This window comes from Duganella sp. Leaf126, from assembly GCF_001423125.1.
Classification (GTDB): Bacteria; Pseudomonadota; Gammaproteobacteria; order Burkholderiales; family Burkholderiaceae_D; genus Rugamonas.
In genome coordinates, this window is record NZ_LMNW01000031.1 from 782,474 (window position 1) to 808,424 (window position 25,951).

General features: G+C 65.1%; 24 protein-coding genes. 7 read left to right on the forward strand and 17 right to left on the reverse strand.

The features are described 5' to 3' along the window. Positions 1–111: 111 nt before the first annotated feature. From gatC to gatB, 3 genes are all read left to right on the forward strand, one after another. Positions 112–414, forward strand: coding sequence for an Asp-tRNA(Asn)/Glu-tRNA(Gln) amidotransferase subunit GatC (gene gatC, locus ASF61_RS16690; RefSeq protein WP_056158019.1), 303 nt, complete (start codon positions 112–114; stop codon positions 412–414). A 102-nt stretch (positions 415–516) separates the two neighbouring features. Next, a complete protein-coding gene (gatA, locus tag ASF61_RS16695; RefSeq protein WP_056158020.1) occupies positions 517–2,001 on the forward strand; it encodes an Asp-tRNA(Asn)/Glu-tRNA(Gln) amidotransferase subunit GatA in 1,485 nt (494 codons plus the stop codon). Positions 2,002–2,009: 8 nt separating this feature from the next. Then, a complete protein-coding gene (gatB, locus tag ASF61_RS16700) occupies positions 2,010–3,485 on the forward strand; it encodes an Asp-tRNA(Asn)/Glu-tRNA(Gln) amidotransferase subunit GatB (protein ID WP_255354577.1) in 1,476 nt (491 codons plus the stop codon). A 99-nt stretch (positions 3,486–3,584) separates the two neighbouring features. Here the strand turns inward: gatB and ASF61_RS16705 are convergent, their stop codons facing one another. Together ASF61_RS16705 and pyrE are read right to left on the reverse strand one after the other, a co-directional pair. After that, positions 3,585–3,956, reverse strand: a complete 372-nt coding sequence (locus ASF61_RS16705; RefSeq protein ID WP_056158027.1) for a hypothetical protein — start codon at positions 3,954–3,956, stop codon at positions 3,585–3,587. 82 nt (positions 3,957–4,038) lie between these two features. Beyond that, positions 4,039–4,704 carry an orotate phosphoribosyltransferase gene (pyrE, locus tag ASF61_RS16710; protein ID WP_056158031.1) on the reverse strand — a complete coding sequence of 222 codons (666 nt, stop codon included), beginning with the start codon at positions 4,702–4,704 and terminating at the stop codon, positions 4,039–4,041. Positions 4,705–4,791: 87 nt separating this feature from the next. Here pyrE and ASF61_RS16715 point away from each other — a divergent pair, with 87 nt between their 5' ends. Further along, positions 4,792–5,565: an exodeoxyribonuclease III gene (locus ASF61_RS16715; protein ID WP_056158034.1), complete on the forward strand. Its 774-nt coding sequence runs from the start codon at positions 4,792–4,794 to the stop codon at positions 5,563–5,565. 3 nt (positions 5,566–5,568) lie between these two features. Here the strand turns inward: ASF61_RS16715 and ASF61_RS16720 are convergent, their stop codons facing one another. From ASF61_RS16720 to ASF61_RS16780, 13 genes are all read right to left on the reverse strand, one after another. Further along, positions 5,569–6,477, reverse strand: a complete 909-nt coding sequence (locus ASF61_RS16720; RefSeq protein ID WP_056158039.1) for a pseudouridine synthase — start codon at positions 6,475–6,477, stop codon at positions 5,569–5,571. Then, entirely contained in the window at positions 6,477–7,367 is an 891-nt protein-coding gene (locus ASF61_RS16725; protein ID WP_056158041.1) for a M48 family metallopeptidase, read from the reverse strand. The genes ASF61_RS16720 and ASF61_RS16725 overlap by 1 nt, the downstream gene beginning before the upstream one ends. Further along, complete coding sequence (locus ASF61_RS16730; protein ID WP_056158045.1) at positions 7,354–8,610, reverse strand: AmpG family muropeptide MFS transporter; 1,257 nt, start codon at positions 8,608–8,610, stop codon at positions 7,354–7,356. The genes ASF61_RS16725 and ASF61_RS16730 overlap by 14 nt, the downstream gene beginning before the upstream one ends. A 2-nt stretch (positions 8,611–8,612) precedes the next feature. Further along, a complete protein-coding gene (gene metW / locus ASF61_RS16735; RefSeq protein ID WP_056158048.1) occupies positions 8,613–9,218 on the reverse strand; it encodes a methionine biosynthesis protein MetW in 606 nt (201 codons plus the stop codon). Continuing rightward, complete coding sequence (locus tag ASF61_RS16740) at positions 9,215–10,447, reverse strand: homoserine O-acetyltransferase (protein ID WP_082491751.1); 1,233 nt, start codon at positions 10,445–10,447, stop codon at positions 9,215–9,217. Before ASF61_RS16740 ends, metW begins: the two co-directional genes overlap by 4 nt. A 43-nt stretch (positions 10,448–10,490) precedes the next feature. After that, positions 10,491–12,239, reverse strand: a complete 1,749-nt coding sequence (gene ptsP / locus ASF61_RS16745; protein ID WP_056158054.1) for a phosphoenolpyruvate--protein phosphotransferase — start codon at positions 12,237–12,239, stop codon at positions 10,491–10,493. A 44-nt stretch (positions 12,240–12,283) separates the two neighbouring features. Next, a complete protein-coding gene (locus tag ASF61_RS16750; RefSeq protein ID WP_056158057.1) occupies positions 12,284–12,553 on the reverse strand; it encodes an HPr family phosphocarrier protein in 270 nt (89 codons plus the stop codon). Between the two features lie 74 nt (positions 12,554–12,627). Further along, the gene (locus ASF61_RS16755) at positions 12,628–13,029 is read right to left on the reverse strand and encodes a PTS sugar transporter subunit IIA (RefSeq protein WP_056158060.1); all 402 of its coding nucleotides are present in this window, start codon (positions 13,027–13,029) and stop codon (positions 12,628–12,630) included. Between the two features lie 71 nt (positions 13,030–13,100). Further along, positions 13,101–14,048 carry a glutathione synthase gene (gene gshB, locus ASF61_RS16760; protein ID WP_056158063.1) on the reverse strand — a complete coding sequence of 316 codons (948 nt, stop codon included), beginning with the start codon at positions 14,046–14,048 and terminating at the stop codon, positions 13,101–13,103. A 169-nt stretch (positions 14,049–14,217) separates the two neighbouring features. Next, positions 14,218–15,519: a glutamate--cysteine ligase gene (gshA, locus tag ASF61_RS16765; RefSeq protein ID WP_056158066.1), complete on the reverse strand. Its 1,302-nt coding sequence runs from the start codon at positions 15,517–15,519 to the stop codon at positions 14,218–14,220. A 173-nt stretch (positions 15,520–15,692) separates the two neighbouring features. Further along, a complete protein-coding gene (locus tag ASF61_RS16770; RefSeq protein WP_056158075.1) occupies positions 15,693–17,213 on the reverse strand; it encodes an ammonium transporter in 1,521 nt (506 codons plus the stop codon). 10 nt (positions 17,214–17,223) lie between these two features. Next, entirely contained in the window at positions 17,224–17,562 is a 339-nt protein-coding gene (locus tag ASF61_RS16775) for a P-II family nitrogen regulator (protein ID WP_008444920.1), read from the reverse strand. 11 nt (positions 17,563–17,573) lie between these two features. Beyond that, on the reverse strand, positions 17,574–18,341 hold the full coding sequence (locus tag ASF61_RS16780; protein ID WP_056158077.1) for a TorF family putative porin: 768 nt from the start codon (positions 18,339–18,341) through the stop codon (positions 17,574–17,576). Positions 18,342–18,635: 294 nt separating this feature from the next. Between ASF61_RS16780 and ASF61_RS16785 the strand changes: the two genes are divergently transcribed. Then, positions 18,636–18,935 (forward strand): accessory factor UbiK family protein, encoded by a 300-nt coding sequence (locus ASF61_RS16785; RefSeq protein ID WP_056158079.1) that lies wholly within the window; start codon positions 18,636–18,638, stop codon positions 18,933–18,935. Between the two features lie 58 nt (positions 18,936–18,993). On the opposite strand, the gene ASF61_RS16790 is transcribed toward ASF61_RS16785, so the two are convergent. Beyond that, entirely contained in the window at positions 18,994–20,901 is a 1,908-nt protein-coding gene (locus ASF61_RS16790) for a peptidase M61 (RefSeq protein WP_156369611.1), read from the reverse strand. A gap of 149 nt (positions 20,902–21,050) precedes the next feature. Between ASF61_RS16790 and ASF61_RS16795 the strand changes: the two genes are divergently transcribed. Together ASF61_RS16795 and ASF61_RS16800 are read left to right on the forward strand one after the other, a co-directional pair. Continuing rightward, positions 21,051–22,706 (forward strand): YifB family Mg chelatase-like AAA ATPase, encoded by a 1,656-nt coding sequence (locus ASF61_RS16795; protein ID WP_056158084.1) that lies wholly within the window; start codon positions 21,051–21,053, stop codon positions 22,704–22,706. Positions 22,707–22,732: 26 nt separating this feature from the next. Further along, a complete protein-coding gene (locus ASF61_RS16800) occupies positions 22,733–23,653 on the forward strand; it encodes a DUF6624 domain-containing protein (RefSeq protein WP_056158087.1) in 921 nt (306 codons plus the stop codon). Here ASF61_RS16800 and ASF61_RS16805 read toward each other — a convergent pair. Next, positions 23,631–25,883 (reverse strand): hypothetical protein, encoded by a 2,253-nt coding sequence (locus tag ASF61_RS16805; protein WP_056158089.1) that lies wholly within the window; start codon positions 25,881–25,883, stop codon positions 23,631–23,633. The two genes, ASF61_RS16800 and ASF61_RS16805, sit on opposite strands and share 23 nt — an antisense overlap. Between the last annotated feature and the right edge of the window lie 68 nt (positions 25,884–25,951).

Consider the following 25,951-nt stretch of genomic DNA (forward strand, 5'->3'; position numbering starts at 1 on the left):
GTCCGCAAGTTAAGCGGCAATCGTCGGTTTTTACCGGCGCTTTAACGGAATTTCAAGTTTTTAACATTGTAATAATCTAAACCTCGCGCGGTCCCGTCCGCGCCTTACGCCATGTCCCTGACCCTCTCCGACGTAACACGCATTGCCAAGCTGGCACAACTGGAAATGAGCGATGCGCAGAGCGCCACGGCGCTCGACCAACTGAACGGCATCTTCGCGCTGGCCGGGCAGATGCAGGCAGTCGATACCGATGGCGTCGCCCCGCTCAGCCATCCGCTGGCGGCCCACATGACCAATATCGCGCTGCGCCTGCGCGAGGACAACGCCACCGAGACCAACCGCCGCGACGACTACCAGGCGGTGGCGCCGAAGACCCAGGACGGCCTGTACCTGGTGCCGAAGGTGATCGAGTAACGCCCACTGTCACAGGTACCTGGGCACGCGCCTGCGCATCCGTCCCGGTCGCCCTCGCGGCCACCACGGCTGACCGGCACCACGAATTCTGAATTGAACGCCATGCACAACAAAACCATCAAAGAGCTGTCCGCGCTGCTGCAAAGTAAAGCCATTACCGCCACCGCGCTGGCCACGCATTTTCTCGACCGCATCGCGCAAAGCGATCTGAACGCTTTCCTGCACGTCGACCGCGCCCTGACGCTGGCGCAAGCTGCCGAAGCCGATGCGCGCATCGCCAACGGCACCGCCACGCCGCTGACCGGCGTGCCGATCGCCCACAAGGACATTTTCGTCACGCGCGACTGGCGCTCGACGGCCGGCTCGAAAATGCTGGCCAACTATGTGAGCCCGTTCGACGCGACCGTGGTGGAAAAGTTCCGCGCTGCCGGCATGGTCACGCTGGGCAAGCTCAATTGCGACGAATTCGCGATGGGCTCGGCCAATGAAAACTCGGCCTTCGGCGCCGTCAAGAACCCGTGGGACAAGACCGCGGTTCCGGGCGGCTCCTCCGGCGGTTCGGCTGCCGCCGTGGCGGCGCGCCTGGCGCCGGGCGTGACCGGCACCGATACCGGCGGCTCGATCCGCCAGCCCGCCGCTTTCTGCGGCATCACCGGCATCAAGCCGACCTATGGCCGCGTATCGCGCTTCGGCATGATCGCGTTTGCCTCGTCGCTGGACCAGGGCGGGCCGATGGCGCAAACCGCCGAGGATTGCGCGCTGCTGCTCAACGCCATGGCCGGCTTCGACGAACGCGACTCGACCAGCCTGACGCCGGAACTGGGCGGCATCGACGAAGATTTCACGCGCGAACTGGGCCAGCCGCTGACCGGCCTGCGCATCGGCGTGCCCAAGGAATACTTCGGCGCCGGCCTGGCGGCCGACGTCGAGCAGGCCGTGCGCGCCGCGCTGGCCAAGTACGTGGAACTGGGCGCCACCCTGGTCGATATCTCGCTGCCCAACACGGCGCTGTCGATCCCGGCCTACTACATGATCGCGCCGGCCGAGGCGTCATCGAACCTGTCGCGCTTCGACGGCGTGCGCTTCGGCCACCGCGCCGACGGCTACAAGGACCTGGCGGACATGTACCGCAAGACCCGCGCCGAAGGCTTCGGCGCCGAAGTCAAGCGCCGCATCATGGTCGGCACATACGTGCTGTGCCACGGCTACTACGACGCTTACTACCTGAAGGCGCAAAAGATCCGCCGCCTGATCGCGCAGGATTTCGAAGCGGTGCTCAATGGCCCCGACGCCGTGTGCGACGTCATCATGGGACCGGTGGCGCCCACCGTGGCCTGGGACCTCGGCGACAAGTCCGACGACCCGGTCGCTGCCTACCTGGCCGACATCTTCACGCTCTCGACCAGCCTGGCCGGTTTGCCGGGCATGTCGATCCCGGTCGGTTTCGGCCAGGGCGAGAAGAATGCCAACCGTCCCGTGGGACTGCAAATCATCGGCAAGCATTTCGGCGAAGCGCAGCTGCTCAACGTCGCCCATGCCTACCAGCAGGCGACCGACTGGCACACCCGCGCCCCGAGCGGCATTTAAAAAAGAACATAAGCGAGAACAATATGGAATGGGAAGTCGTCATCGGTGTCGAGAACCACGTGCAGCTCACCACCGCCTCCAAGATCTTCAGCGGTTCGCCGACCACGTTCGGCGCGGCCCCCAACACCCAGGCCAGCCCGGTAGACCTGGCGCTGCCGGGCGTACTGCCGGTGATGAACAAGCAGGCGGTCGATCGCGCGATCCGCTTCGGCCTGGCCGTCGGCGCGAAGATCGCGCCTGCCTCGATCTTCGCGCGCAAAAACTATTTTTATCCGGACCTGCCCAAGGGTTACCAGATCAGCCAGTTCGAAGACCCGGTGGTCATCGGCGGCGCGGTCACGTTCGGCTATGAGAAGGATGGCCAGTTCGTCACCAGGACCGTCAACCTGACCCGCGCCCACCTCGAGGAAGACGCCGGCAAGTCGCTGCACGAAGACTATGCCGGCATGTCTGGTATCGACCTGAACCGCGCCGGCACGCCGCTGCTGGAAATCGTCTCCGAGCCGGAAATCCGCAGCGCGGCCGAAGCGGTGGCCTACTGCAAGGCGCTGCACTCGCTGGTGATGTGGCTCGGGGTGTGCGACGGCAATATGCAGGAAGGCTCATTCCGCTGCGATATCAACGTCTCGGTGCGGCCGAAAGGGCAAACCGCATTCGGCACCCGCTGCGAAATCAAGAACCTGAACTCGTTCCGCTTCATCGAGGAAGCCGTGCACGTCGAAGTGCGCCGCCAGATCGAGCTGATCGAAGACGGCGGCAAGGTCGTGCAGGCGACGCGCCTGTACGACCCGGACCGCAAGGAAACGCGCGAAATGCGCAGCAAGGAAGACGCCCAGGATTACCGCTATTTCCCTGACCCCGACCTGCCGCCGCTGGTGATCTCGGATGCCTGGATCGCCGAGGTCAAGGCATCGATGCCGGAACTGCCGGCCGCCATGCGCGCCCGCTTCGTGTCCGACTACGCGCTGCCCGAGTACGATGCGCTTGTGCTGACCGCCTCCAAGGCCATGGCCACCTACTTCGTGGCGGTGGTCGATGCGGCCGGCAAGGACAACGCGAAGGCGGCCGCCAACTGGCTGATGGGCGACGTGTCGTCGACGCTGAACCGCGAAGGCGTCGATATCGGCGCTGCCCCGGTCAAGCCGGCGCAGCTGGCATTGATGCTCAAGCGCATTGCCGACGGCACCATCAACAACAAGACCGCCAAGGAATTGTTTGCCGACATGTGGGCCGCCAACTCCGACGACGACCAGCTGGTCGATGCGCTGATCGAATCGAAAGGCCTGAAACAGATTTCCGACACGGGCGCACTGGAAGCGATCGTCGACGAAGTGCTGGCCAATAACGCCAAATCGGTCGAGCAATACCGCGCCGGCAAGGAAGCGGCAATCAACGCCCTGATCGGCCAGGCCATGAAAGCCTCGCGCGGCAAGGCCAACCCGGCCCAGCTGACCGAACTGCTGAAAGCCAAGCTGGCCAGCTGATCCGCCCTTCTGCCATGCCCTGCCTGCCCCGCCAGCGCCATGCTTGCGGGGCATTTGCATGGGCTGCCTGCCTTGATGGCGCTCGGGAACCCAGGCCTGTCAGGCCGTAATGCTGAGATTGATGCCCATATCGACCAGCAGCGTCAGGTCGGCCAGCGAAAAGTCGAGCGTGGGGGTGGCGGCGCCGCGCGCGGAGCTGAACGAGATGCGCAGCTCGGCGGCGACGTCGGCGCGCTCGAAGTGGATGCCGCGCGCCGACGACTCGGCCAGGAAGGTACGGATTTGCCGGAGCAGCGCGTCGGGATCGTCATCGGTACCGATGCGCACGTAAAAGCCGGAATCGATGCGCACCCGGCCGTCGGGCTTGACGTCGCCGCGGCGCCAGTCGCCGTCCGGTTCGACCGGCAAGCCGTCACGGATGTCGGCCAGGCCGTCGTCGTCGCCATGGACCTTCAGAGTTGCTATGTTCATGTGTGCCTCGTCGTTCACGGCCGCTACGCCGCGCAGGGTTGCCCTGCCACGAGATTACACCAAAGAAATACCGGCGTCTAACTTATACGGTGCCGTAGCGTTCGCGGTAAGCCGCCACCGCATCCTTGTATTGCAGCAGCTGCGGATCGGCGCCGGCGCCGTTCAGGTAGCCGAACAGGTCGTCGAGGTTGCCGATCGAGATGACCGGGATATTGTATTGCAGCGCCACTTCCTGCACGGCCGAGTTCGGCGACAGCTGGCCGTCCTTGCCGGCGCGCTCCATGCGGTCGAGCGCGATCAGCACGGCGCATGGCTCGGCGCCGGCAGCGCGGATCAGGTCCACCGACTCGCGCACCGAGGTGCCGGCCGAGATCACGTCGTCGATGATGACGACCTTGCCGGCCAGCTTGGCGCCGACCAGCGTGCCGCCCTCGCCATGATCCTTGGCTTCCTTGCGGTTGTAGGCGAACGAGGTGTTGCGGCCCTTGCCGGCCAGCGCCATCGCCGTTGCCGAAGCCAGCGTGATGCCCTTGTAGGCGGGACCGAACAGCATGTCGAATGCGACGCCGGAATCGAGCAGGGTTTGCGCGTAGAACTGCGACAGCCGGGCCAGCGTGGCGCCGTCATGGAACAGGCCGGCGTTGAAGAAGTACGGCGACTGGCGCCCGGCCTTGGTGGTGAATTCGCCGAAGCGGAGCACGCCGCTCTGGACCGAGAAGGCGATAAATTCCTGACGTAAGTTGTTCATGCTGACTCATTTCTGTGAAGTTGCCGTATTTTACCGCTACACTTACGCATTCCAAAATTTCGACGCTTTTTTAAGCAGCTGTTTTCTATGCCAAAAATCATCTCCGCCAACCTGAACGGCATCCGTTCCGCCGCCTCCAAGGGTTTTTTCACCTGGCTGGCCAAACAGGACGCCGACTTCGTCTGCGTGCAGGAACTCAAGGCCCAGGCGCCGGACATGACGCCGGAATTCCTCAACCCGGGCGGCTACCACGGCCACTTCCACTATGCCGAAAAAAAGGGTTATTCGGGCACCGGCATCTATAGCCGCATCGAACCGGACCGCGTGGTGATCGGCTTCGGCGCTCCCGAATTCGACCGCGAGGGCCGCTACGTGCGCTGCGACTTCGGCAAGCTGACCGTGATTTCCGTGTATTGCCCGTCCGGCTCGTCCGGCCCCGAACGGCAGGAAGCCAAGTTCCGCTTCATGGATCTGTTCCTGCCGCACCTGCAACTGCTGCACGCGGAAGGCCGCGAAGTGGTGATCTGCGGCGACTGGAACATCGCCCACAAGGAGATCGACCTCAAGAACTGGAAAGGCAACAAGAAAAATTCAGGCTTCCTACCCGAGGAACGTGCCTGGATGACCCGCATTTTCGACGAAGTGGGCTTTGTCGACGTGCACCGCGGGCTCGACCCGCGCGAAGAGCAGTACACGTGGTGGAGCAACCGCGGCCAGGCGTATGCGAAAAACGTCGGCTGGCGCATCGACTACCAGGTCGCCACCCCCGGCATCGCCGCCCGTGCCACCACGGTGGCCGTGTACAAGGAAGAAAAGTTTTCCGACCATGCGCCGCTGATCATCGATTACGCGCGGGGGTGATGTCTACAGACTGCGCTCGCTGGAAAATTCGCGCCAGTCGCCGCTGAGCGGGTCGAGGAAGCAGATGCGGCGGGCCAGCAGTTTCAGGGGCCGCGCGTAGTCGTTCGGCTGGCTCGGCAGCGCCACCGGGTAAAAGGCATCGTTCAGTATCGGGATGCCCAGCGAGGCCAGGTGCAGGCGCAGCTGGTGCTTGCGGCCCGTGTGGGGAAACAGGCGGTAGCGCGTGTAGTGCGCGTGATCGGCGATGACGTCGATGATGGTTTCCGAATTCGGCGCGCCCTGTTCCTCTTTCATGATGAAGAACTTGTCGCCATCGACCATGCGGCTGCGGTAGGTGAACGGGAACTGCACGCCGTCCAGGCGCGGCGCCAGCGCTTCGTATTCCTTCTCGATGGCGCGTTGCTGGAACAGCGACTGGTAGGCGCCGCGGCTGTCCTGGCGGCGCGAAAAAATCACCACGCCGGCCGTTTCGCGGTCGAGGCGGTGGATCGGCGTGAGCGCCGGTTCGCCCAGCGTTTTTTTCAGCCGCACCAGCAGCGTCTCGTGCAGGAAGCGGCCGGTCGGGGTCATCGGCAAGAAATGCGGTTTATCCACCACCACCAGGTGCTCGTCCATGAACAGGATCTGCTCCTGGAACGGGATCGGCGTTTCGGCCTGTTCCAGCTCGCGGTAGTAAAAGATGCGCGTGCCGCGCCGGTAGGCGCTGTGCGGCGCCAGCGGCCGGCCGTCGCCATCGACCACGTGGCCGCGCGCCATGCGTTCGCGCCAGGTCGTCTCCGGCACGTCGCGGAAATGGGCAGCCAGAAAGGTGAGCATATCGGGCCACTGGCCTGCCGGTAGCCACAGATAGCTGGCCGCAACGCCGTCGCGCATCGGCAGCGGATGCGCGGCAGCGGGTCCGGGCACAGGCATCAGGACTTGGGCAGCGCCAGCGAGCGGTACGGCGGCAGGTTGTCGACGTCCAGTCCCTTGGCGCGCGCGTACACGGGCAGCACCAGGTACATATGATCGTTCATGTTCTTGATGCGGTCGCTGCCGGTCGGGTGGGTGGACAGGAAGCCGATCGGCTGGCTCTTGTTAATCGCTGCCATCTTCTGCCACAAGGCCACGCCGGCGCGCGGATCGTAGCCGGCGCGCGAGGCGAGGTCCAGGCCCACCAGGTCGGCCTCGGACTCGTCGTTGCGCGAGAATTTCAATGCCGACACCTGCGCCACGGCGCTGCCGCCGGCGTCGCCCAGGCGCGGATCGAAGCCGAAGTAGCCGGCCAGCGCGGCGCCGCCGAGGCGCGCAAACGTGCTGGTCACGGCGTTTTTACCGGCCTGGGCGCGCGCGTGTTCGCGCAGCGCGTGAGCGATTTCGTGGCCCATCACGGCTGCCACTTCATCGTCGGTCAGATTAAGCTTGGTCAGGATGCCGCTGTAGAAGGCGATGCGTCCGCCCGGCATGCAGAAGGCGTTGACGGTCGGCGAGTTGAGCAGGTTGACTTCCCACTTCCAGCTGGCGGCATCGGGATTCCAGCGCTTGGTGAACGGGATCAGGCGGTTGGCAATCGCGCGCAGGCGGATCAGCTGCGGGTTGCTGTCGGTGGCCACTGCATCCTTGTCGTGGGCCTGCTTGAGCATCTGGTCGTACTGCAGCTTGGACTGCTGGTTGACCTGGTCGGCGTCGCCGCCGATGGCGCGCAGGCGCGACATCTTCTCGACCGGGATACCGTCGTCCTGGGCCCAGGCCGGCAAGGCGGGCAGGACACTGATGGCGCAGGCCAGCGCCAGCGCGGCGCTCTTGAATTTAAGCTTGTTCATCTCGTTTATTCCATGGGGCGATTTTAGGGAGCATCAGCATGGCCGGGAAAGCCAGCAGGAAGCAGACCATAAAGAACCAGAACCAGCCGGTTTCGGCGACAATATACCCTACCGACGCATTGATGAATGTGCGCGGCACCGCAGCCAGACTCGAAAACAACGCGTACTGGGTGGCCGTGTAGCGCGGGTCGGTCGCGCGCGACATGAAGGCCACCAGCGCAGCCGACCCGAGGCCCAGGCTGGCAAACGCCTCGAAGCCGAAGACCGCGCTCAGCAGCCAGGGATCGGGCCCCACCCTGGCCAGCCAGGCAAAACCGAGAATGGCGATCGCCTGCAGCACGCCGAACACCCACAGCGCGCGGTTGATGCCCAGCTTGATCATCCAGAGGCCGCCGACGGCGCCGCCGGCCAGGCTGGCCCACCAGCCGGTGGCGTTGGCCGCGAGGCCGATCTGCTTGGTCGTGAACCCGAGGTCAAGGAAGAACTTGGTCGATAGCGCGGTGGCCATGGTGTCGCCGATTTTATACAGCAGCACGAACAGGATGATGATGAGCGCCTGTTTCAAGCCGTCGCGCAGGATGAATTCCTTGAACGGCAATACCACCGCCTCCTGCAGGTTCCTGGGCGGCGCACCGTACACGGCCGGCTCCCTGGCCAGCAGCGTGCAGGCCAGGCCGGGCAGCATGAAGGCGGCGACGATCCAGAACACCACCTGCCAGCGCATGGTATCGGCCAGCACCAGCCCCAGCGCGCTGGGGATCAGGCTGGCCGCCTTGTAGGCGTTGACGATGATGGCTGCGCCCAGGCCCTGCTCTTCTTCGGCCAGGATTTCGCGGCGGTAGGCATCGATCACCACGTCCTGGCTGGCCGACAGAAAGGCGATCAGCGCCACCGCCAGCACGATCAGCGACAGCTGCTGCTGCGGATCGAACATGCCGACACCGCCGATCACGACGAACAGGGCGACCTGCGTGAGCGCCATCCAGCCGCGGCGCCGGCCCAGCGTGCCGATGCTGTAGCGGTCCATCAGCGGCGCCCACAGGAACTTGAACGTGTAAGGGAACGTCATCAGGCCGAACAGGCCCAGGGCTTTCACATCGAGTCCCGCCTTGGCCAGCCACGCCTGCATCAGGTAGATCAGCGTGTACAGCGGCAGCCCGGAACTGAAACCGAGGAACAGGATGGAAACGGTGCGGCCGTTCAGGTAGCTGATCCAGCTTTTTTTCTGTGCCGGGGCGGTCATCGTCAGGCTTTCTTACGGAGGCGGAACACGGCCAGGTCGCCGCGCAGGTTGGGCAGGAAATCGACACGTTTGCCTTCGGCCAGCGCCACGCAATCGACCACCTGCACGCCGCATTCCTCGGCCAGGTCGCGGAAGTCGTTGATGGTGGCGCAGCGCAGGTTGGGCGTGTCGTACCATTCGTACGGCAGCGACTTCGATACCGGCATGCGCCCGCGCAGCAGCGCCACGCGGTGCGGCCAATAGGCGAAGTTCGGGAACGAGACGATCACTTCCTTGCCGACGCGGACGATGTCGCGCAGCAGCGCTTCGACGTGCTGCATCATCTGCAGCGACGACAGGCACAGCACCGTGTCGAAGCTGTTGTCGCCGAACAGGGCCAGGCCGTTTTCCATGTCCTGCTGCACCACCTGCACGCCGCGGCGGGTGCTGGCCAGCACCTTGTCGTCGGCGATCTCGATGCCGTAGCCGCTGCAGCGCTTGTCGCTTTGCAGGTAGTCCATCATGACGCCGTCGCCGCAGCCGACATCGAGCACGTGGGCGTTGGCCGGCACCCAGTGGGCGATGAACGCCAGGTCGGGCCGGGCGGCACTGAGGTCGTTGAAATTCATGCGGCCTCCTTGACGTCACCGAGGTCACTGGTGTCGGTGATCTCGGTCCACACGCGGTCGTAATAGGCGCGCACCAGCTTCAGGTAGCGCGGGTCGTCGAGCAAGAAGGCGTCGTGGCCGTGCGGGGCGTCGATTTCGGCGTAGGTCACCGGGCGGCGGTTGTCGATCAGCGCCTTGACGATGTCCTGGCTGCACTCGGGCGAGAAGCGCCAGTCGGTGGTAAACGAGGCCAGGAAAAACTTGGCGCGGGTGGCGGCCAGGGTTTTGGCCAGGTCGCCGCCGTGGGCGCGGGCCGGATCGAAGTAGTCGAGCGCCTTGGTGATCAGCAGGTAGGTGTTGGCGTCGAAGTATTCGCTGAACTTGTCGCCCTGGTAGCGCAGGTACGACTCGATCTCGAAGTCGACGCCGAAGCCGAACTTGTAGCTGCCCATGGCCGCTTCTGCGTTGGCCAGGTCGTCGGCGGCGGCGCGCAGCTTGCGGCCGAATTTCTCCGCCATGTCGTCGTCCGACAGGTAGGTGATGTGGCCGACCATGCGCGCCACGCGCAGACCGTTTTTCGGCACCACGCCGTATGCATAAAAGTCGCCGCCGCGGTAATCGGGGTCGGACAGGATCGCCTGGCGGGCGACGTCGTTGAAGGCGATGTTTTGCGCCGACAGCTTGGCGGTGGAGGCGATCACCACGCAGTGACGCAGGCGGCCCGGGTACATGATGCTCCAGGCCAGCGCCTGCATGCCGCCGAGCGAGCCGCCCATCACGGCCGCGAACTGCGTGATGCCCAGCCGGTCGGCCAGGCGCGCCTGGGCCGCGACCCAGTCTTCCACGGTGACCACCGGGAACGCGGCGCCGTACGGCTTGCCGGTGGCCGGGTTGGTGTGCATCGGGCCCGTGGAGCCGAAGCAGGAGCCGAGGTTGTTGATGCCGATGACGAAGAAGCGGTCGGTGTCGAGCGACTTGCCGGGGCCGACCATATTGTCCCACCAGCCCGTGCTTTTCGGCTGGCCTTCGTATTCGCCGGCCACGTGGTGCGAAGCGTTGAGGGCGTGGCACACCAGCACCGCGTTCGATTTGTCGGCGTTCAGGGTGCCGTAGGTTTCGTACATCAGCATGTAGTCGCGCAGCGCGGCGCCGCTTTGCAGCGGCAGCGGTTCGGCGAAATGCATGGTTTGCGGGGTGACGTATCCCAGGGATGACATGGTGGTTTCGGTTTTTTTATGGGGCGGCCCCACGGGCCATCTATCAACACCGGGCCGCGAGGGTGGGCCCCGTGTACTAAAGTAGCTGTAATTGTTCGACCGCGTCTGCAATTACCGCCGGTTCCATCGAGCGCATGATCTTGCGGGTTTGCGGCGCGATGCGCGCAAGGTCGCTGTTCAGGATTTCCTGCTTGACCGAGAGCAGTTGTGCCGGGTGCATGGAGAATTCGCGCAGCCCCAGGCCCAGCAACAGGCGGGTGAGCTTGACGTCGCCCGCCATTTCGCCGCACACGGCGACGTCGATCCCGGCTTTATGCCCGGCCGCAATGGTCATGGCGATCAGTTGCAGCACAGCCGGATGCAGCGGATTGTAAAGGTGCGCGACCTCATAATCAACCCGGTCGATGGCCAGCGTGTACTGGATCAGGTCATTGGTGCCGATCGACAGGAAGTTCATGCGCTTGACGAACATCGGCAGCGCCAGCGCGGCGGCCGGGATTTCGATCATCGCGCCCACGTCCACCTGCTCGTCGAACTTGACGTGCGCTTCGCGCAGCTCCGCCTTGGCCTGCGCGATCATGGCCAGCGACTGGTCGATCTCGAACGCGTGCGCCAGCATCGGGATCAAAATGCGCACCTTGCCGAACGCCGAGGCACGCAGGATGGCGCGCAGCTGGGTGACGAAAATCTGCGGCTCGGCCAGGCAGTAGCGGATCGCGCGCAGGCCCAGCGCCGGATTGAGCGCCGTGTGCTCGGACTGGTCGAGCGGCTTGTCGGCGCCGATGTCGAGCGTGCGGATCGTCACCGGGCGGCCCTTCATGGCCACCACCGCTTTCTTGTACTGTTCGAACTGCTCGTCCTCGGACGGCATCTTGCCCTTGCGGCCCATGAACAGGAACTCGGAGCGGAACAGGCCGACGCCGTTGGCGCCCGCCTCCATCGCGGCCGGGCAGTCGTCGGGCAGCTCGATATTGGCCAGCAGCGTGATCTCGGTGCCGTCCCGCGTGACGGCCGGGGTTTTTTTCAGCTTGCCCAGCTTTTTGCGGGCGCGGATCGCTGCGCTCTGGCGGTCGCGGTACTGCTCGAGCACCACCACGCTGGGATTGGCGATCACCACACCGGCCTCGCCGTCGATGATCAGCCAGTCGTCCTGCTCGATCAGGGTCGAGGCGCCCGACATGCCGACCGCTGCCGGGATGTCGAGGCTGCGCGCGACGATGGCCGTGTGCGAGTTCTGGCCGCCGACATCGGTGACGAAACCGATGAACGAGCGATCGCGGAACTGCAGCATGTCGGCCGGCGAGATGTCGTGGGCGACGATGATCATCTGCGGCTGGAATTCGTCGTCGCCGAGCTTGACCGGCGGCGGCAACAGCTGCGCGGTGCCCATCAAGACCTTCAATACCCGCTCGGCCACCTGCTGGATGTCGGCCTTGCGCTCGCGCAGGTACGGGTCTTCGATCTCGTCGAACTGCGCCGACAGTTCATCGATCTGGGTCAGCAGCGCCCATTCGGCGTTGTAGTGGCGGGTGCGGATGATGTCGAGCGGCGCCTCGGAAATCATGGGGTCGGACAGGATCAGCGCGTGCACGTCGATAAAGGCGCCCAGCTCGGTCGGCGCATCCTTGGGCAGCTCGTTCCACAGCGTCTGCAGTTCCTTGTGCACCTGGGCCAGCGCTTCCTGCAGGCGCACGACTTCGGCTTCCAGGTGCTCTTCGGCCACCAGGTAGTGCTTGACGTCGAGCGCGGCCGGCGCGAGCTTGTGGGCGCGGCCGATGGCGATCCCGCGCGACACCGGGATGCCGTGCAGCGTGAACGAAGCCATGGGGGCGCCGGAATAGGGTCGGGAACGGCCGCGGTCCGAAGGCATTACTCGCCTTCGCCGAACTTGTCGTTGACCAGTGCAGTAAGGGCCGCGATGCAGTCTTGCTCGTCGGCGCCGTCCGCTTCGAGCAGGACCTTGGCGCCCTTGCCGGCAGCGAGCATCATCACGCCCATGATGGACTTGGCGTTGATGCGGCGGGAATTGCGGCTGAGCCAGACATCGCTCTGGAACTTGGCGGCCAGCTGGGTGAATTTGGCGGACGCCCGGGCGTGCAGGCCGAGCTTGTTGATAATCTCAAGTTCTTGCTGAATCATTTTTATATTGTCTCTTCGAAAAACTGCGAGAAAGCCGCACTCTCAAAATCCCGCGCCGGTACGGAAACTGCCCGCTAGCCGACGCGAATCCGGTTATCGACGCGCACTGCACCACTCTGCGCGCCAGCCAGGGCCATCTCGACCACCACGTCCAGCGTATCGCGGCGGTAGGTGATGGCCCGCAGCAGCATCGGCAAGCTGATGCCGGCAATCACTTCCACCCTGCCCGCGTCCGCCAGCCGGTCGCAGCAATTGGACGGCGTACCGCCCTTGACATCGGTCATCACCAGCACGCCATCGCCGTCGTCGAGCCGCTTGATGGCGGCCGCCGCCAGTTGCTGCACCTGGCCGAGATCCTGGTCGGCGACCACGTCGATCGCTTCGAGCAGCTCGGTCGGACCACGAAACACGTGGGCGCAAGCGGCAATGAATGCCTGCCCCAGCGGCGCATGCGTCATAAGCAGTATGCCAACCATATCCTCAATCCGCCAGTGAGCGCGGACGAAATTGCGGTCGTCCGGCAAAAATATTTTTAATCTGCATCTTTTTAAGCGGCCGCCACGGCCGCTTCCAGTGCGTCGATAAAGGTGGCTGCCACCGGGAAGCCCGCCTGCTGCGTAATTTCCTGGAAGCAGGTCGGGCTGGTGACATTGACTTCGGTCAGGCAGTCGCCGATCACGTCCAGGCCGACCAGCAGCAGCCCGCGCGCAGCCAGGGTCGGGCCGATGGCGTTGGCGATCTCGACGTCGCGTTCGGTCAGCGGCTGGGCCACGCCGAGGCCGCCGGCAGCGAGGTTGCCGCGCACTTCGCCGTTTTGCGGAATGCGCGCCAGCGAGAACGGCACCGGTTTGCCGGCGATCACCAGGATGCGCTTGTCGCCCTTGGCGATGTCCGGGATGAACCGCTGGGCCATGATGGTGGTGGCGCCGTTGCAGGTCAGCGTTTCGATAATCGCGCCCAGGTTCATGGCATCGGGCTTGACGCGGAAGATGCCGGTGCCGCCCATGCCGTCGAGCGGCTTGAGGATGACGTCGCCATGCTCGGCCTGGAAGGCGCGGAGACGGGCTTCGTCAGCCGTGACCAGCGTGGGCGAGGTGTACTGGCTGAACTGGGCGATGGCCAGCTTTTCGCTGTGGTCGCGGATGGCCGACGGCTTGTTGAACACTTTCGCGCCCTGGGTCTCGGCCAGCTCCAGCATGTAGGTGCCGTAGATGTATTCCATGTCGAACGGCGGATCCTTGCGCTGGACGATGGCGTCGAACGCGCCGAGGTCGGTGTCCACGGCCGGCGCGGCGCGGTACCAGTCGGTGGCATCGCCGGTAAAGCTGATCTGCGACGCCCTGGCCGTGGCGATGCCGCCCAGCACGGCCATATCCTTTTGCTCGAACGCGTACACGGCATGGCCGCGCCGGTTGGCCTCGACCATCATGGCGTAGGTGGAGTCCTTGTAGGTCTTAAAGCTGGACAAGGCATCGGCAAGGAAAGCAATTTTCATGGGTGCATCCGGTGGAGTGAAGGCCTGATTTTAGCCGAGATTCTTGAATTGGATTCCCGCCTGCGCGGGAATGACGGAATTACGGTCCGGGGCTTTGCTCTATTGCGCTGGCCATCGCCTGTCGTACCCGCGCAGGCGGGGCGGTCCGCCGCTGCGGCCTCATTTCATCTCAATACACCTCAGGATTCGGATCGGTGCGCTCCATCTCGAGCGATGCCGCCAGCAGCGCCAGCCGCGCCACCACGCCGTACACGTAGAAGCGGTTCGGCGCTGCCGTGCCCGGCTTGGCCTTGAGGTCGGGCACGGCGTGCTGCTGGGCAAATGCCAGCGGCACGTACTGCGAGCCGGGAGCATTGAGGTTCTGGTCGATGCCCTTCTCGGCATGGACGCGGTAGAACCCGCCGACCACGTAGCGGTCGATCATGTAGACGACCGGCTCGGCCACGTCGTCCTTGATGCTCTCGAAGGTGGGCACGCCTTCCTGGATGATGAAGTCGGTCACTTCCCTGCCATCCTTGACGACGATCATCCGGTCGCGCTGGGCTTGCGTCAAGTCCTTGATTTCACTGGAATCCTTGATGGTCAGGATGCTGGTGCCGTAGGTGCCGGCGTCGGGCTTGATGATCACGAACGGCTTTTGCTCCTTCATGCCGTACTCTTTGTACTTCTTCTTGATCTTCGCCAGCAGCGTATCGACATTGGCGGCCAGGCATTCGTAACCCTCGCCGGTGCGGAAATTGACGGCGTCGCACTTGGCGTGCAGCGGGTTGAACATCCACGGATCGACACCGATCAGCTTGCCGAATTTTTTCGCCACTTCGTCGTAGGCACTCAGGTGGTTGCTCTTGCGGCGCAGCGCCCAGCCCGCGTGCAGCGGCGGCAGCAGGCTTTGCTCGTGGATATTTTGCAGGATGTCGGGAATCCCGGCCGACAGGTCGTTATTGAGCAGCACCGTGCACGGATCGAAGTCTTTCAGGCCCAGGCGGCGGCCGTTGGCCGAGCGCTCGAGCGGTTCCACCACCAGCATATTGCCATCCGGCAGAGCGATCGGCATGGGCTGGGTAACCTCGGGCGACAGCGATCCCAGGCGCACGTGCAGGCCGGTCTGGCGGAAAATCTGCATCAGGCGGGCGACGTTTTGCCAGTAGGTCGGGTGGCGCTGGGTCACCTCGGGTATCAGCAGCAGGTTGCGCGCATCGGGGCAATACTTGTCGATCGCGGCCATCGCGGCCTGCACCGACAGCGGCAGCATCTCGGTGGCCAGGTGGTTGAAACCGCCGGGAAACAGGTTGGTGTCCACCGGCGCCAGCTTGTAGCCGGCATTGCGCATATCGACCGAGCAATAGAACGGCGGCGTGTGCTCTTGCCACTCGAGGCGGAACCAGCGCTCGATGGCAGGGGTGGCCGCCAGGATTTTTTCTTCGAGATCGTGGAGCGGGCCGGTCAGGGCGGTGGCGAGATGGGGAACCATGTTGACTTCCTTAAATGATGCGGGAGGACGACCCTCCAGGCATGCTGAAACTTCCAATATTACCTTGCGGACAAGCTAGATCGGGGCGATCGCCCTATTTTAAAGGTGGAAATAAAAAAAAGCCCCCGCACACGTGCGGGGGCTTTCAGATGACAAGTTTCTTGTCTGGATACTTACATATGGTAGGCCGACTCGCCGTGGGTGGTAATGTCCAGACCTTCGCGTTCTTCTTCTTCCGGCACGCGCAGGCCGATCACCAGGTCCACCAGCTTGAAGGCGATAAAGGCAACCACGGCCGACCAGACGATGGTCACGCCGACACCGGTAGCCTGGATCAGCACCTGGCCGCTGATCGAGTAGTCAGGCGACGCCTTGTTGGCGACGTAGTCGAAGATGCCCTGGCCGCCGAGCGATGGCGCAGCGAACACGCCGGTCAGGATGGCGCCCAGGATGCCGCCCACGCCGTGCACGCCGAACACGTCGAGCGAATCATCGGCGCCGAGCAGGCGTTTCAGGCCATTCACACCCCACAGGCAGATCACGCCGGCCAGCAGGCCCATGATCAGTGCGCCCATCGGACCGACGAAGCCGCAAGCAGGGGTGATGGCGACCAGGCCGGCCACTGCACCCGACGCGCCACCGAGCATCGATGGCTTGCCCTTGAAGATCCATTCGGCAAACACCCACGACACCGTCGCTGCTGCAGTAGCCAGCAGCGTGTTGATGAAGGCCAGGGCCGCGATGTCGCCCGCTTCCAGCGGCGAACCGGCGTTGAAGCCGAACCAGCCGACCCACAGCAGCGAGGCGCCGATCATGGTCATGGTCACCGAGTGCGGCGCCATCGATTCGCGGCCGTAGCCGACGCGCTTGCCGATCATGTAGGCGCCGACCAGGCCGGCCACTGCGGCATTGATGTGCACCACGGTGCCGCCGGCGGTATCGAGCGCGCCGTGCTGGAACAGGTAGCCGGCCTTGGCGGTTTCGGTGGCCAGGGTGGCGGCGTCCTTGATCGCATCGGGACCGGTCCAGAACCAGACCATGTGGGCGATCGGCAGGTAGGCAAACGTGAACCAGATCACCACGAAGACCAGCACGGCGGTGAATTTGGCGCGCTCGGCAAAGGCGCCGACGATCAGTGCGCAGGTAATCGCAGCGAACGTGGCCTGGAAGGCGACGAACATGAATTCCGGAATCACCACGCCCTTGGAGAAGGTGGCGGCATAGGCGAACGTGCCCTTGATCGGATCGTAGATATTGTTGAGGAAGGTGCGGTCATGCAGGTTGCCGAAGAAGGCATTGCCTTCCGTGAACGCCAGCGAGTAACCGTAGATACACCACAGCACGACAATCACGGCAAAGATCATGAAGATCTGCATCAGGATCGACAGCATGTTCTTGGAACGGACCAGGCCGCCGTAGAACAGGGCCAGGCCCGGTATCGTCATCATGATCACCAGCAGCGTGGCAACCATCATCCAGGCGCTGTCGCCCTTTTGCGGGGTCGGCGCTGCAGCCGGTGCAGCGGGAGCAGCCGGCGCAGCGGCCACCGGTGCAGCTACAGGAGCCTCGGGCGCGGCTGCGGTGGCGGTTGCCACCGGCGCAGCGGCCGGCTTGGCGTCTTGCGCCTGGACCGGTGCGGCCAGCGCGAACAGCAGAGATACCCCAGCGAACAGCGTTGTTATCGTTTTCTTCATCTAAATCCCCTTAAAGAGCTTCGTTGCCGGTCTCGCCGGTACGAATGCGGATCACCTGTTCCAGGTTGTACACAAAGATCTTGCCGTCGCCGATCTTGCCAGTGCGGGCCGCGCCTTCGATCGCTTCGATCGCCTGTTCGACGATGCTGTCGTCAACTGCCGCTTCGATCTTGGTCTTGGGCAGGAAGTCCACGACATATTCGGCGCCGCGATACAGCTCGGTATGGCCTTTTTGCCGGCCGAAACCTTTCACCTCGGTCACCGTGATGCCTTGCACGTTGATGGCCGACAGGGCTTCGCGAACTTCATCGAGCTTGAACGGCTTGATAATGGCGGTAATCATTTTCATGAGAGCCTCGCTTAGAAAGTTTTGGAAATGGTCACGACGGCGCCCGATTTGCCGAGGTTTTTACCGTTGCGGCCGACATAGGCATCGGTATTGGTCTTGATGGCAGCCACGCCCAGCGAGAACACGCCGAAGTCCTTGGTCACGCCGACCTTGTAGTCGCTATAGCTCAAGGCGCCGTTGTTTTTGACGTTCTGGTGGCCGGCGTGCAGGTTCAGCGTGTAGCCGTCATACACGTCATAGTTGAACTGGCCGTCGAGGTAGCCGCTGTTCTTGCTGTCCGGGGTGCCGAACAGGTTGCTGGTGGAGTGCGAATACTTGACCGAGAACGGACCGGCGCTGACCTGGGCATACAACTCGAAGGTATTGGCGCTGGTGCTCAGCTTGTTGGAAGGATAGTAGTAAGCGAGACCACCGACGTCGTAGGCGAAGGTGTCGGTGATCTGGCCGCGTTTGCCCGCGTACAGGTCGAATTCATAGGAAGCATCGCCGCCGCCATCCTTGATCCACTTGATATTGGTGGCCCAGGCACCCACATAGACACCGGTCGGGTTGTTCACGTAGTCCACGCCGCCCTGCACTGCCGGCTGCAGCCGGGTTTGCGAGATGCCGCGGTAGCGATAGTCGCTGACGGCGGCCACGTTGTAGGTCACCTGGTTGTCCGGGACAGGTTCGGCAGCGGCGGCTGGCGCCTGCTGGGCTTGCACCGCAGTGCTCAGGCCAGCCAATGCCAGGGTCAGGGCGGCTGCGATCAGGGTCAGGCTTTTGTTTTGGCACTTCATGATTTTTATCCTTGTAGTTATCGAAACTGAATACAGGTACGACGTGCGATGCGGGTAAAATCCGTGTCAGGCGAAGCGGTAAGCATTCAGTGGCTTGTATAGCAGAATGCGTGCCAGCTAACACAGGCCGGCGAGACCCGCATTTGCCCGTTTGCTCATGGGCGACCGGGCACCGATTCTGATAAAAGTGATAATCTGGACAGGACGCTGGCCGCGCCACGTGAAATCGCACCACATTGATACCTGGATGCACTCCGATGGTGCATCCATCCCACCACCAGAGCGAGGAATATGATGGACATGAATACTTTTTTTAACGACTTGCAGAGCAAAATCTCCCAGGCCATCGAAAATTCGCCCGCCAAGGACATCGAAAAGAACGTCAAGTCGATGATGACCCAGGGTTTTTCCAAACTCGACCTGGTGACGCGCGAAGAATTCGACATCCAGACCCAGGTGCTGGCCAAGACCCGCGCCAAGCTCGAAGCGCTGGAAACGCGCCTGGCAGCGCTTGAAGCGCGCACCGTCGAGGTCAAGCCTGCAGCAGCGGCTGCCGAAGCCAAGGTGGACATCGCCAAGGGCGAAGTACTGTAACTGTTGACTCTGCTGTCTTTGCGGTGGCTGCCGTCACCGCGCTCGCCGGCCGGCCAGCTCAGATGCCGCAGGCATCGTCGGCCGTGCCGGGCACGCGCTGCCACTGCCATACCTTGACGCGCTCGCCGCGCGGCAGATAGGTGACCGGAAACTGGCGGCCGTCACGCGTCACGTCCAGCGTCAGCTGCGCCTTTTGATCGCCCTGGATTTTATCGAGCGCCACCCGGTAGGTCACCACGTCGCCATTGCGCAGGCCGGCCTTCGCGGCGGCGCTGTCTTCCTGCAGACCACGGATGGTTTTCTCCTGGCCCACCAGCGATGCCGGCTCGAAACCGAGTTCGAAGCGGCGCACCATTTTTTCACCGCGCTGGAAACACGGACCGAAGTCGCCCGACTCCGGCACCATCAAGTCTCCCGCCAGCATGGCCGCGTGCAGGGCCGTGCCGGCCGGTCCCAGTTCGCGCGCCAGCAACTGCTGCCATAGCGCCAGCTGTTGCTGCGGCTTGGCGTGGCGCTGGCCGCGCATTTCTCGCACCAGGTCGTCGAGCGAGCGCTTGCCGCCGGACGCCTTGCGCACGCGCGCATCGACGATTGCCAGGTACAGCGCGCCCCGGTCGTAGGGCAAGGTGCGGATACGCGTGTCTTCCCAGAAGCGCGGCATGATCTCAGCGTCGGGCGTGGTATTGAGGGCATCCGCGTAATAGCGCGCAGCGGTCTGGTTCAGGTCGGCCAGGAACTGGTCGGCCGAGAGCAGACCGGCGCGGTATGGCGCACGCGCCTGGTAAAACACGGCCACGCCCTCCTCATACCACGCCTGGTCCGGCCCCTCGGTCCAGGTGTGGGTCATTTCGTGCGAGAGCGTGAGCTTGAGTTCCTCCGCATCGATGCCCTTGCCCTCGTTTTTCCCCTCGGCTTTGCCATAGGTGACCAGGAACGACTGCGCCAGCGCCGCGCCGCCGCCCGCATTGATCGGGTTGTAGCGCAGGAAGACCCGGTACGGGGCCTGGCTGGCGTCGCCGAAAAAGTCGGCCATCCAGTCGTGCAGCTTGCCGGCCCACGTCATCAGCGGTTCAGGATCGAAGCCCGGCTTGCCCAGCCACGCCGACGAAAAGCCTTGCGGCTTGCCGTCGGCCGGCACGCGCTGCATGGGGCCGGCCATGAAGACGGTGGACCAAAGACGCGCCGGTGCCCCCGGCGGCAGCGTCACATCGCCGTCGCCAAAGCTGGACGTGGCGCTGGCGCCCTCGCCCAGCCTGGACAGATCCCAGTGCAGCGCCAGCGGATACGGTTTGCTGCCGGACGGCAGCAGCACAAACACATTGCCGACACCGGAAAAGCCGCCGCCTTCGGTACGCAGGCTGTAGGGCGGCGCTGCGCCCCGCCTGGGCGGTGCATTGTCCACCGGCGCCTGGTAGTGCACGACCAGGTCGCCCTGCACTTCGCGCGGCGAGGTCCACACGCGCAGTTTGCCGCCCTCACCCCCCTCACCCTCGCCCTCGCCCCTGACATCGCGTGTGGCCAGCGGCACGGTGCCGTGACTGTCGCGCACCGTCAGCTCCTTGAGCGTGATGGCCACCGTCTCCACGTTGGCCACCACCAGCGGCAATTGCAGCAGCGGCGTGTCGGCCGCGACCTGCAGGTCGGGGATGGTCAGCGTGACGTCGACCACGCCCGTGCCCCGGTCGATATCAGCGAGCCTGTCGGCATGGTGGAACGGGCCCGGTTGCAGCTGCAGCAGCAGCGGGCGTGCCGGCTGCGATGGCGCCGGTGCCTGCTTGGCGGCCGGTTCAGGTGTTCGCTCGGGTGTTCGCTCAGGTGCCGCTGGCGGCTTCGATGGCGCGGTGACCGCTGCCGGCGCTTGCGCGGTGGCAGCGCCGGTCGTCACCATCGATGCCAGCCACAGCATCGCTGCGGCAGTGTGCACGGCCCGCAGGCCGGTCCGACGAAACACAGTGGCAGTGGGCATCTCCGCTCCCCGCAAAAATCAACGATGGACGACTTTACCATCTATCAATCTTTCATCGCGCAAGGTAGTGCTGCCTCTGCCGCAGATCAAGATCGGCCCCCGCCAGGCCGCTACAATCGCGGCAGCCCGTGATCACGTAGGGGAAACACATGAGCCTGGCCGTACTCAAGAGCCGCGCCCTGGCGGGCATGGAGGCGCAGCAAGTCAATGTCGAGGTGCACCTGGCCAATGGCTTGCCGGCGTTTACGATCGTCGGTCTGGCCGACACCGAAGTGAAGGAAGCCAAGGACCGCGTGCGCGCCGCCATCCAGAACGGCGGCTTCGAGTTTCCCGCCCAGCGCATCACGGTCAACCTGGCGCCGGCCGACCTGCCCAAGGAATCGGGCCGCTTCGACTTGCCGATCGCGCTCGGCATCCTGGCCGCCTCGCGCCAGATACCGGCCGACAGTATCGACCGCTACGAGTTCGCCGGCGAGTTGTCGCTGTCGGGCGCGCTGCGGCCGATCCGCGGTGCGCTGGCGATGGCGCTGGCCGTGGCCCGTGACGCTGACCGCGAGGCAGAGCGCAACGCGGCGCGCGATGAGGCGAGTGCGGCGGCACGGGATGACGCGTGTGTGGCGGCGCGCGATACCGAGTCCACTGCGGATCCTGGCGCCGGGCCACAAGCGGGGCGCCAATTGACGCGCGGCTGGCAGCGCCGCGCTTTCATCCTGCCGCTGGCCAATGCCGACGAAGCGGCGCTGGTCGCGGGCGCCGTCATCTATCCGGCCGGCTCGCTGCTGCAGGTATGCGCCCACCTGGCCGCCTGCTCGGACGACGCCAGACTGGCGCGTCACTTACCGTCGCCGGCGACCGTGACGACGGTCGCGGCCGACCTGGCCGACGTCAAGGGCCAGCCCATGGTCAAGCGCGCGCTCGAGGTGGCGGCCGCCGGCAACCACAGCATCCTGATGGTGGGGCCGCCGGGCGCCGGTAAAACCATGCTGGCGGCGCGCTTTCCCGGCCTGCTGCCGCCGATGACCGACGACGAAGCGCTGGAAGCGGCAGCCGTGCAATCGCTGACCGGCGGCTTTCGCATCGAGGACTGGAAGCGCCGGCCGTTTCGGGCGCCGCACCATACGGCGTCGGGGGTGGCACTGGTCGGTGGCGGCGGCTATCCGCGCCCCGGCGAGATCTCGCTGGCCCATCGCGGCGTGCTGTTTCTCGACGAATTGCCGGAATTCGACCGCCGCGTGCTCGATGTCTTGCGCCAGCCGATGGAATCGGGCCGCATCACGATTTCGCGCGCGGCGCAACAGGCCGATTTTCCCGCCCATTTCCAGCTGATCGCCGCCATGAACCCCTGCCCCTGCGGCTATCACGGCCACGCCAGCGGGGTATGCAACTGCACGGTCGAGCAGATCGCGCGCTACCAGGGCCGCGTATCAGGTCCCCTGCTCGACCGCATCGACCTGCAGATCGAAGTCTCGGCGGTGGAACCGGACACGCTGGCCGCCGACGCCGACGGCGAGCCGTCCGCGGCGATCGCTGCGCGGGTACAGCGTGCGGCCGAGTTGCAACTGGCGCGCCAGGGCAAGCGCAACCAGTACCTGACCACGCGCGAGATCGACCGCCTGTGCCAGCCCGACAAGGCAGGCAAGGCGCGCCTGCGGCATAGCATGGCGCACTTCCAGTGGTCAGCGCGCGCGTATCACCGCGTCCTGCGGGTCGCACGCACGATCGCCGACCTGGCCGGCGCCGACGGCATCAACGAACAGCATATCGGCGAGGCGGTGCAGTACCGGCGGGCGTTGCAGCAACGGTGAACGGCCGGGTATGAGAAAATCGCCGCATGAATGCACTGAAGATCACCATCCTGGCCCCGGCTCTTGCGGCAGCACTGCTGTCGCTGGCCGGCGCCGCACACGCCCAGGCTGTCGCCAATGCCGAGGACACGCCGGCGCCGGCACCCACCATCGAACCGGTCGCCTTTTCCGGCAAAATCGTCAGCGCCACCGGTACGCTGCCGGACCAGCTGGCCGTGTTTGCCGAGTGTGGCGACGGCGGCGCACCGATTGCGGGCACCGTCGACGCCGACAGCTACCGCGTCGCCTTGCCGCCCGCCGTGGCCTGCACGGTCAGCCTCGAACAGCTGGACTGGGCCGCCGATGTCCAGCAGGTGGACGATGCCGGCACCGCCGTGCCGCAAACCATGCTGGTCTATCCGCGCGACGTGCCGGAGCCGGCGATCGCGCGCGAACTGATCGCCATGGGCGCCGCCGACCGGGCGCTGCGCCAGGCCTGGGCTGCAGGCAGGCGCGATGCGGCGTTCCAGAAAAAGGCGGTGGCGGGCGACCGCCAGCGCCAGCGGCGCCTGCGCCAGATCATCACCACCCGGGGCTGGCCGACCATCTCGATGGTTGGCGCCGAAGCGGCCAACGAAGCCTGGCGGATCGCCCAGCATGCGCCAGCGGCGCAGCGCAAGCACTGGGTGGTGTTCATGCGGGCGGCAGCGGCCAAGCATGAAATCAGGCTCTCGAACCTGGCTACGTCGCTCGACCGCGTGCGCATGGACGAAAAGCGGCCGCAGATTTACGGCACCCAGTACAGCACCCGCAAGGACGGCGCGATCCAGTTCTATCCGATCGAGGATATTGCCCACATCGACGAGCGGCGTCTGGCCATGGGCCTGTCCACGTTTGCCCGGCTGCAGGCGCAACTGGCGCAGCCGCCGAGCGCGCCGAACCAGGCTACACCTCCCACTGGACCTTGACCGTCAGCGACGTGTTGGTGGTGTCCGGATCGTGCGTGCGATCGCGCGAAAAGCCCACCGACATCGAGCGGCCATGACGCCACAAGTGGCGGTACAGCAGCGAGCGGTGCACCTGCCGGTCGGCCCACGGCTCCAGTCCCGAGACGCCATCGTCGCGCCGGGCGGCCGACGTGGTTTGCGCCAGCAGCCGCAGCGAATCGGCTGCCGTGAAGTGCAGCATTCCCAGCGCGCGCCAGCCGTTGTCCACGAACGCCGGGGTACCGAGCGTGCCTTGCACCCAGGCCCGATTGACACGGAAATCCGTCTCCACCGACCAGCCACGGGTGCCCGGCAGCGGCAGACGCAAACCCAGGTCGATGATGGCGTTGCCGCCGCCGCCCACGCGGTCGGCGTCGACGTCGAGCTGGCGTCCCAGCGTGACCTCGGCGTTGAGTTTGGTCATCCAGGGTAGCGGCGACGATTCGACACCGAAGTGCACGGCCGGCACGTCGTGCAGCACACCGACGCGCCGGCCGCGCTGCTGGTCGAAACCGAGGTTGGCCCACAGATTGGTCTGGCGTGCGGCACGGAACCAGATGCCCGGCTGCAGCTTGCGCTCGACCACCTGGCTGGCCTGCTGGTCGCGCTGCGGGTCGGCCAGGGTGCGGATTTCGTGCAGGCCCAGGTGCGCCTCGAACTCGTACAGCTCCAGTGCTGCGCCACCGAGCGCCAGCGTGCGCCCGCCGAGCCGGCGGTTGAGATTGAGGTCGGCCTTGAGCACGCCGGCCTGCGGCACGAAGCCGTTGTCGTTCACAAAACCCGGCGTGATCGCTTCGAGCTGCATCTCGTTCCACCAGGCCTCGCTGATGCTGGTGAACTTGCCGAGCGCATAGCCGCCATGGCGCGTGGCCACCCGCGTGCTGCGCGCCACCGGTTCATCGACGAAGCCGGCGCTGGTTTGCGAATGCATCAGCAACCACAAGGCCTGCCGGCCGTCGTCGCGCCACTGGCCGTCCACACCGGCTACCTCGTTGCTGCCAGCGTCGCCGTAGCTGCGCTGCGAGACGAAGGCGCCCATTACCGTCTGCTCGCCGTGCCAGCGTGCGCGCACCATGCTGGCCAGCGTACGCCGGGTTTGCGCATACTCGGACGTCTCAAAGGCGCCGCCGCGCAGCACCACGCCGCCGGCCTGGTCGCGCAAGCTCATGGCCGTGGCGTCGGCGCCGGCGTCGCGCCAGGTGGCGCGCACGCCCCATTCGGGATCGGCGACCGTGCGCGAATAAAAGGCCGACAGCGGCAACCCCAGCACGTCTGCGCTTTCGAGGAAAAAGCCGCGCTTCTCCGGCAGACTCAAGGCGATGCGGCTGGCGCCGGACGACGTCGGTTCGTCGATTTCGACCTGCGAAAAATCGGGATTGAGCGTGGCATTGAAGACCCAGTCGGCGCGTGGCCGGGCGTTGATCTCCAGGCCGGCGCTGGCGCGGTCGCTGCGCTGCCGCCCCGCCGCATCGCGGTCGCGGCTGGAGCGCACGGTCAGTTCGGGCTTCAGCTCCACGAAGCTGCGGTCACGCACGGCCGCTACCGTGTCGCCCATGCCGCTGACGTCCTGCAGCAGCGCGATGTGGCTCAGCGAACCATTTTTGAGCGGGGTACTGGTGAGCAGCAGGCCGTCCGCATGCGGCACGCTGCGCTCGATCATCACGCGCCAGTTCTTGCCGTCGGCGTAGGGAAAGCGCAGGTTCGACAGCGGCCAGCGGATCTCCATGCTGTAGCCGTCGGCCAGGCGCCTGACCGCCGCGTCGATCGGAAAGTCCGGCCCCAGGTCCGATTCGTCGAGGTCGGCGCGGTACATGCCGTCGCTGAACACGCCGGCGATATTGACACGCACGAACTGCGCCGCACGGCCGTGGCCCGTGGGATCGAGCCAGATGCCGATGAAGTCCTGGTCCAGGCCCACCTTGTCGCGCCGGGTGAGGGTGCCGCGCATGCGCTCCGGGGCATCGTCCCAGGCTCGGATGCCGAACACCAGGGCGCCATCGTCGATCAGGAGCTGAACCGTGGTGCGCAGCCTGGCGGGCGCCGGCTTGCCGTCGGCCGGCAGGAACTGGTGGAAGGCGTCGAACACGGGCGCCGTGCGCCACGCGTCTTCGTCCAGCGCGCCGTCGATACGCAGGGTGACGCTGCGGTCCACCAGCATGGCCGGCAGCGGCGCCTGCGCCGCCACGTCGCCGGCCGCCAGCAAGGCTGTCATGACTGCCCACTTCGCCGCTCGAAATACGCTCAACCCTGCATCCACCGTCGCCCCCGTTTTGTGCGCAG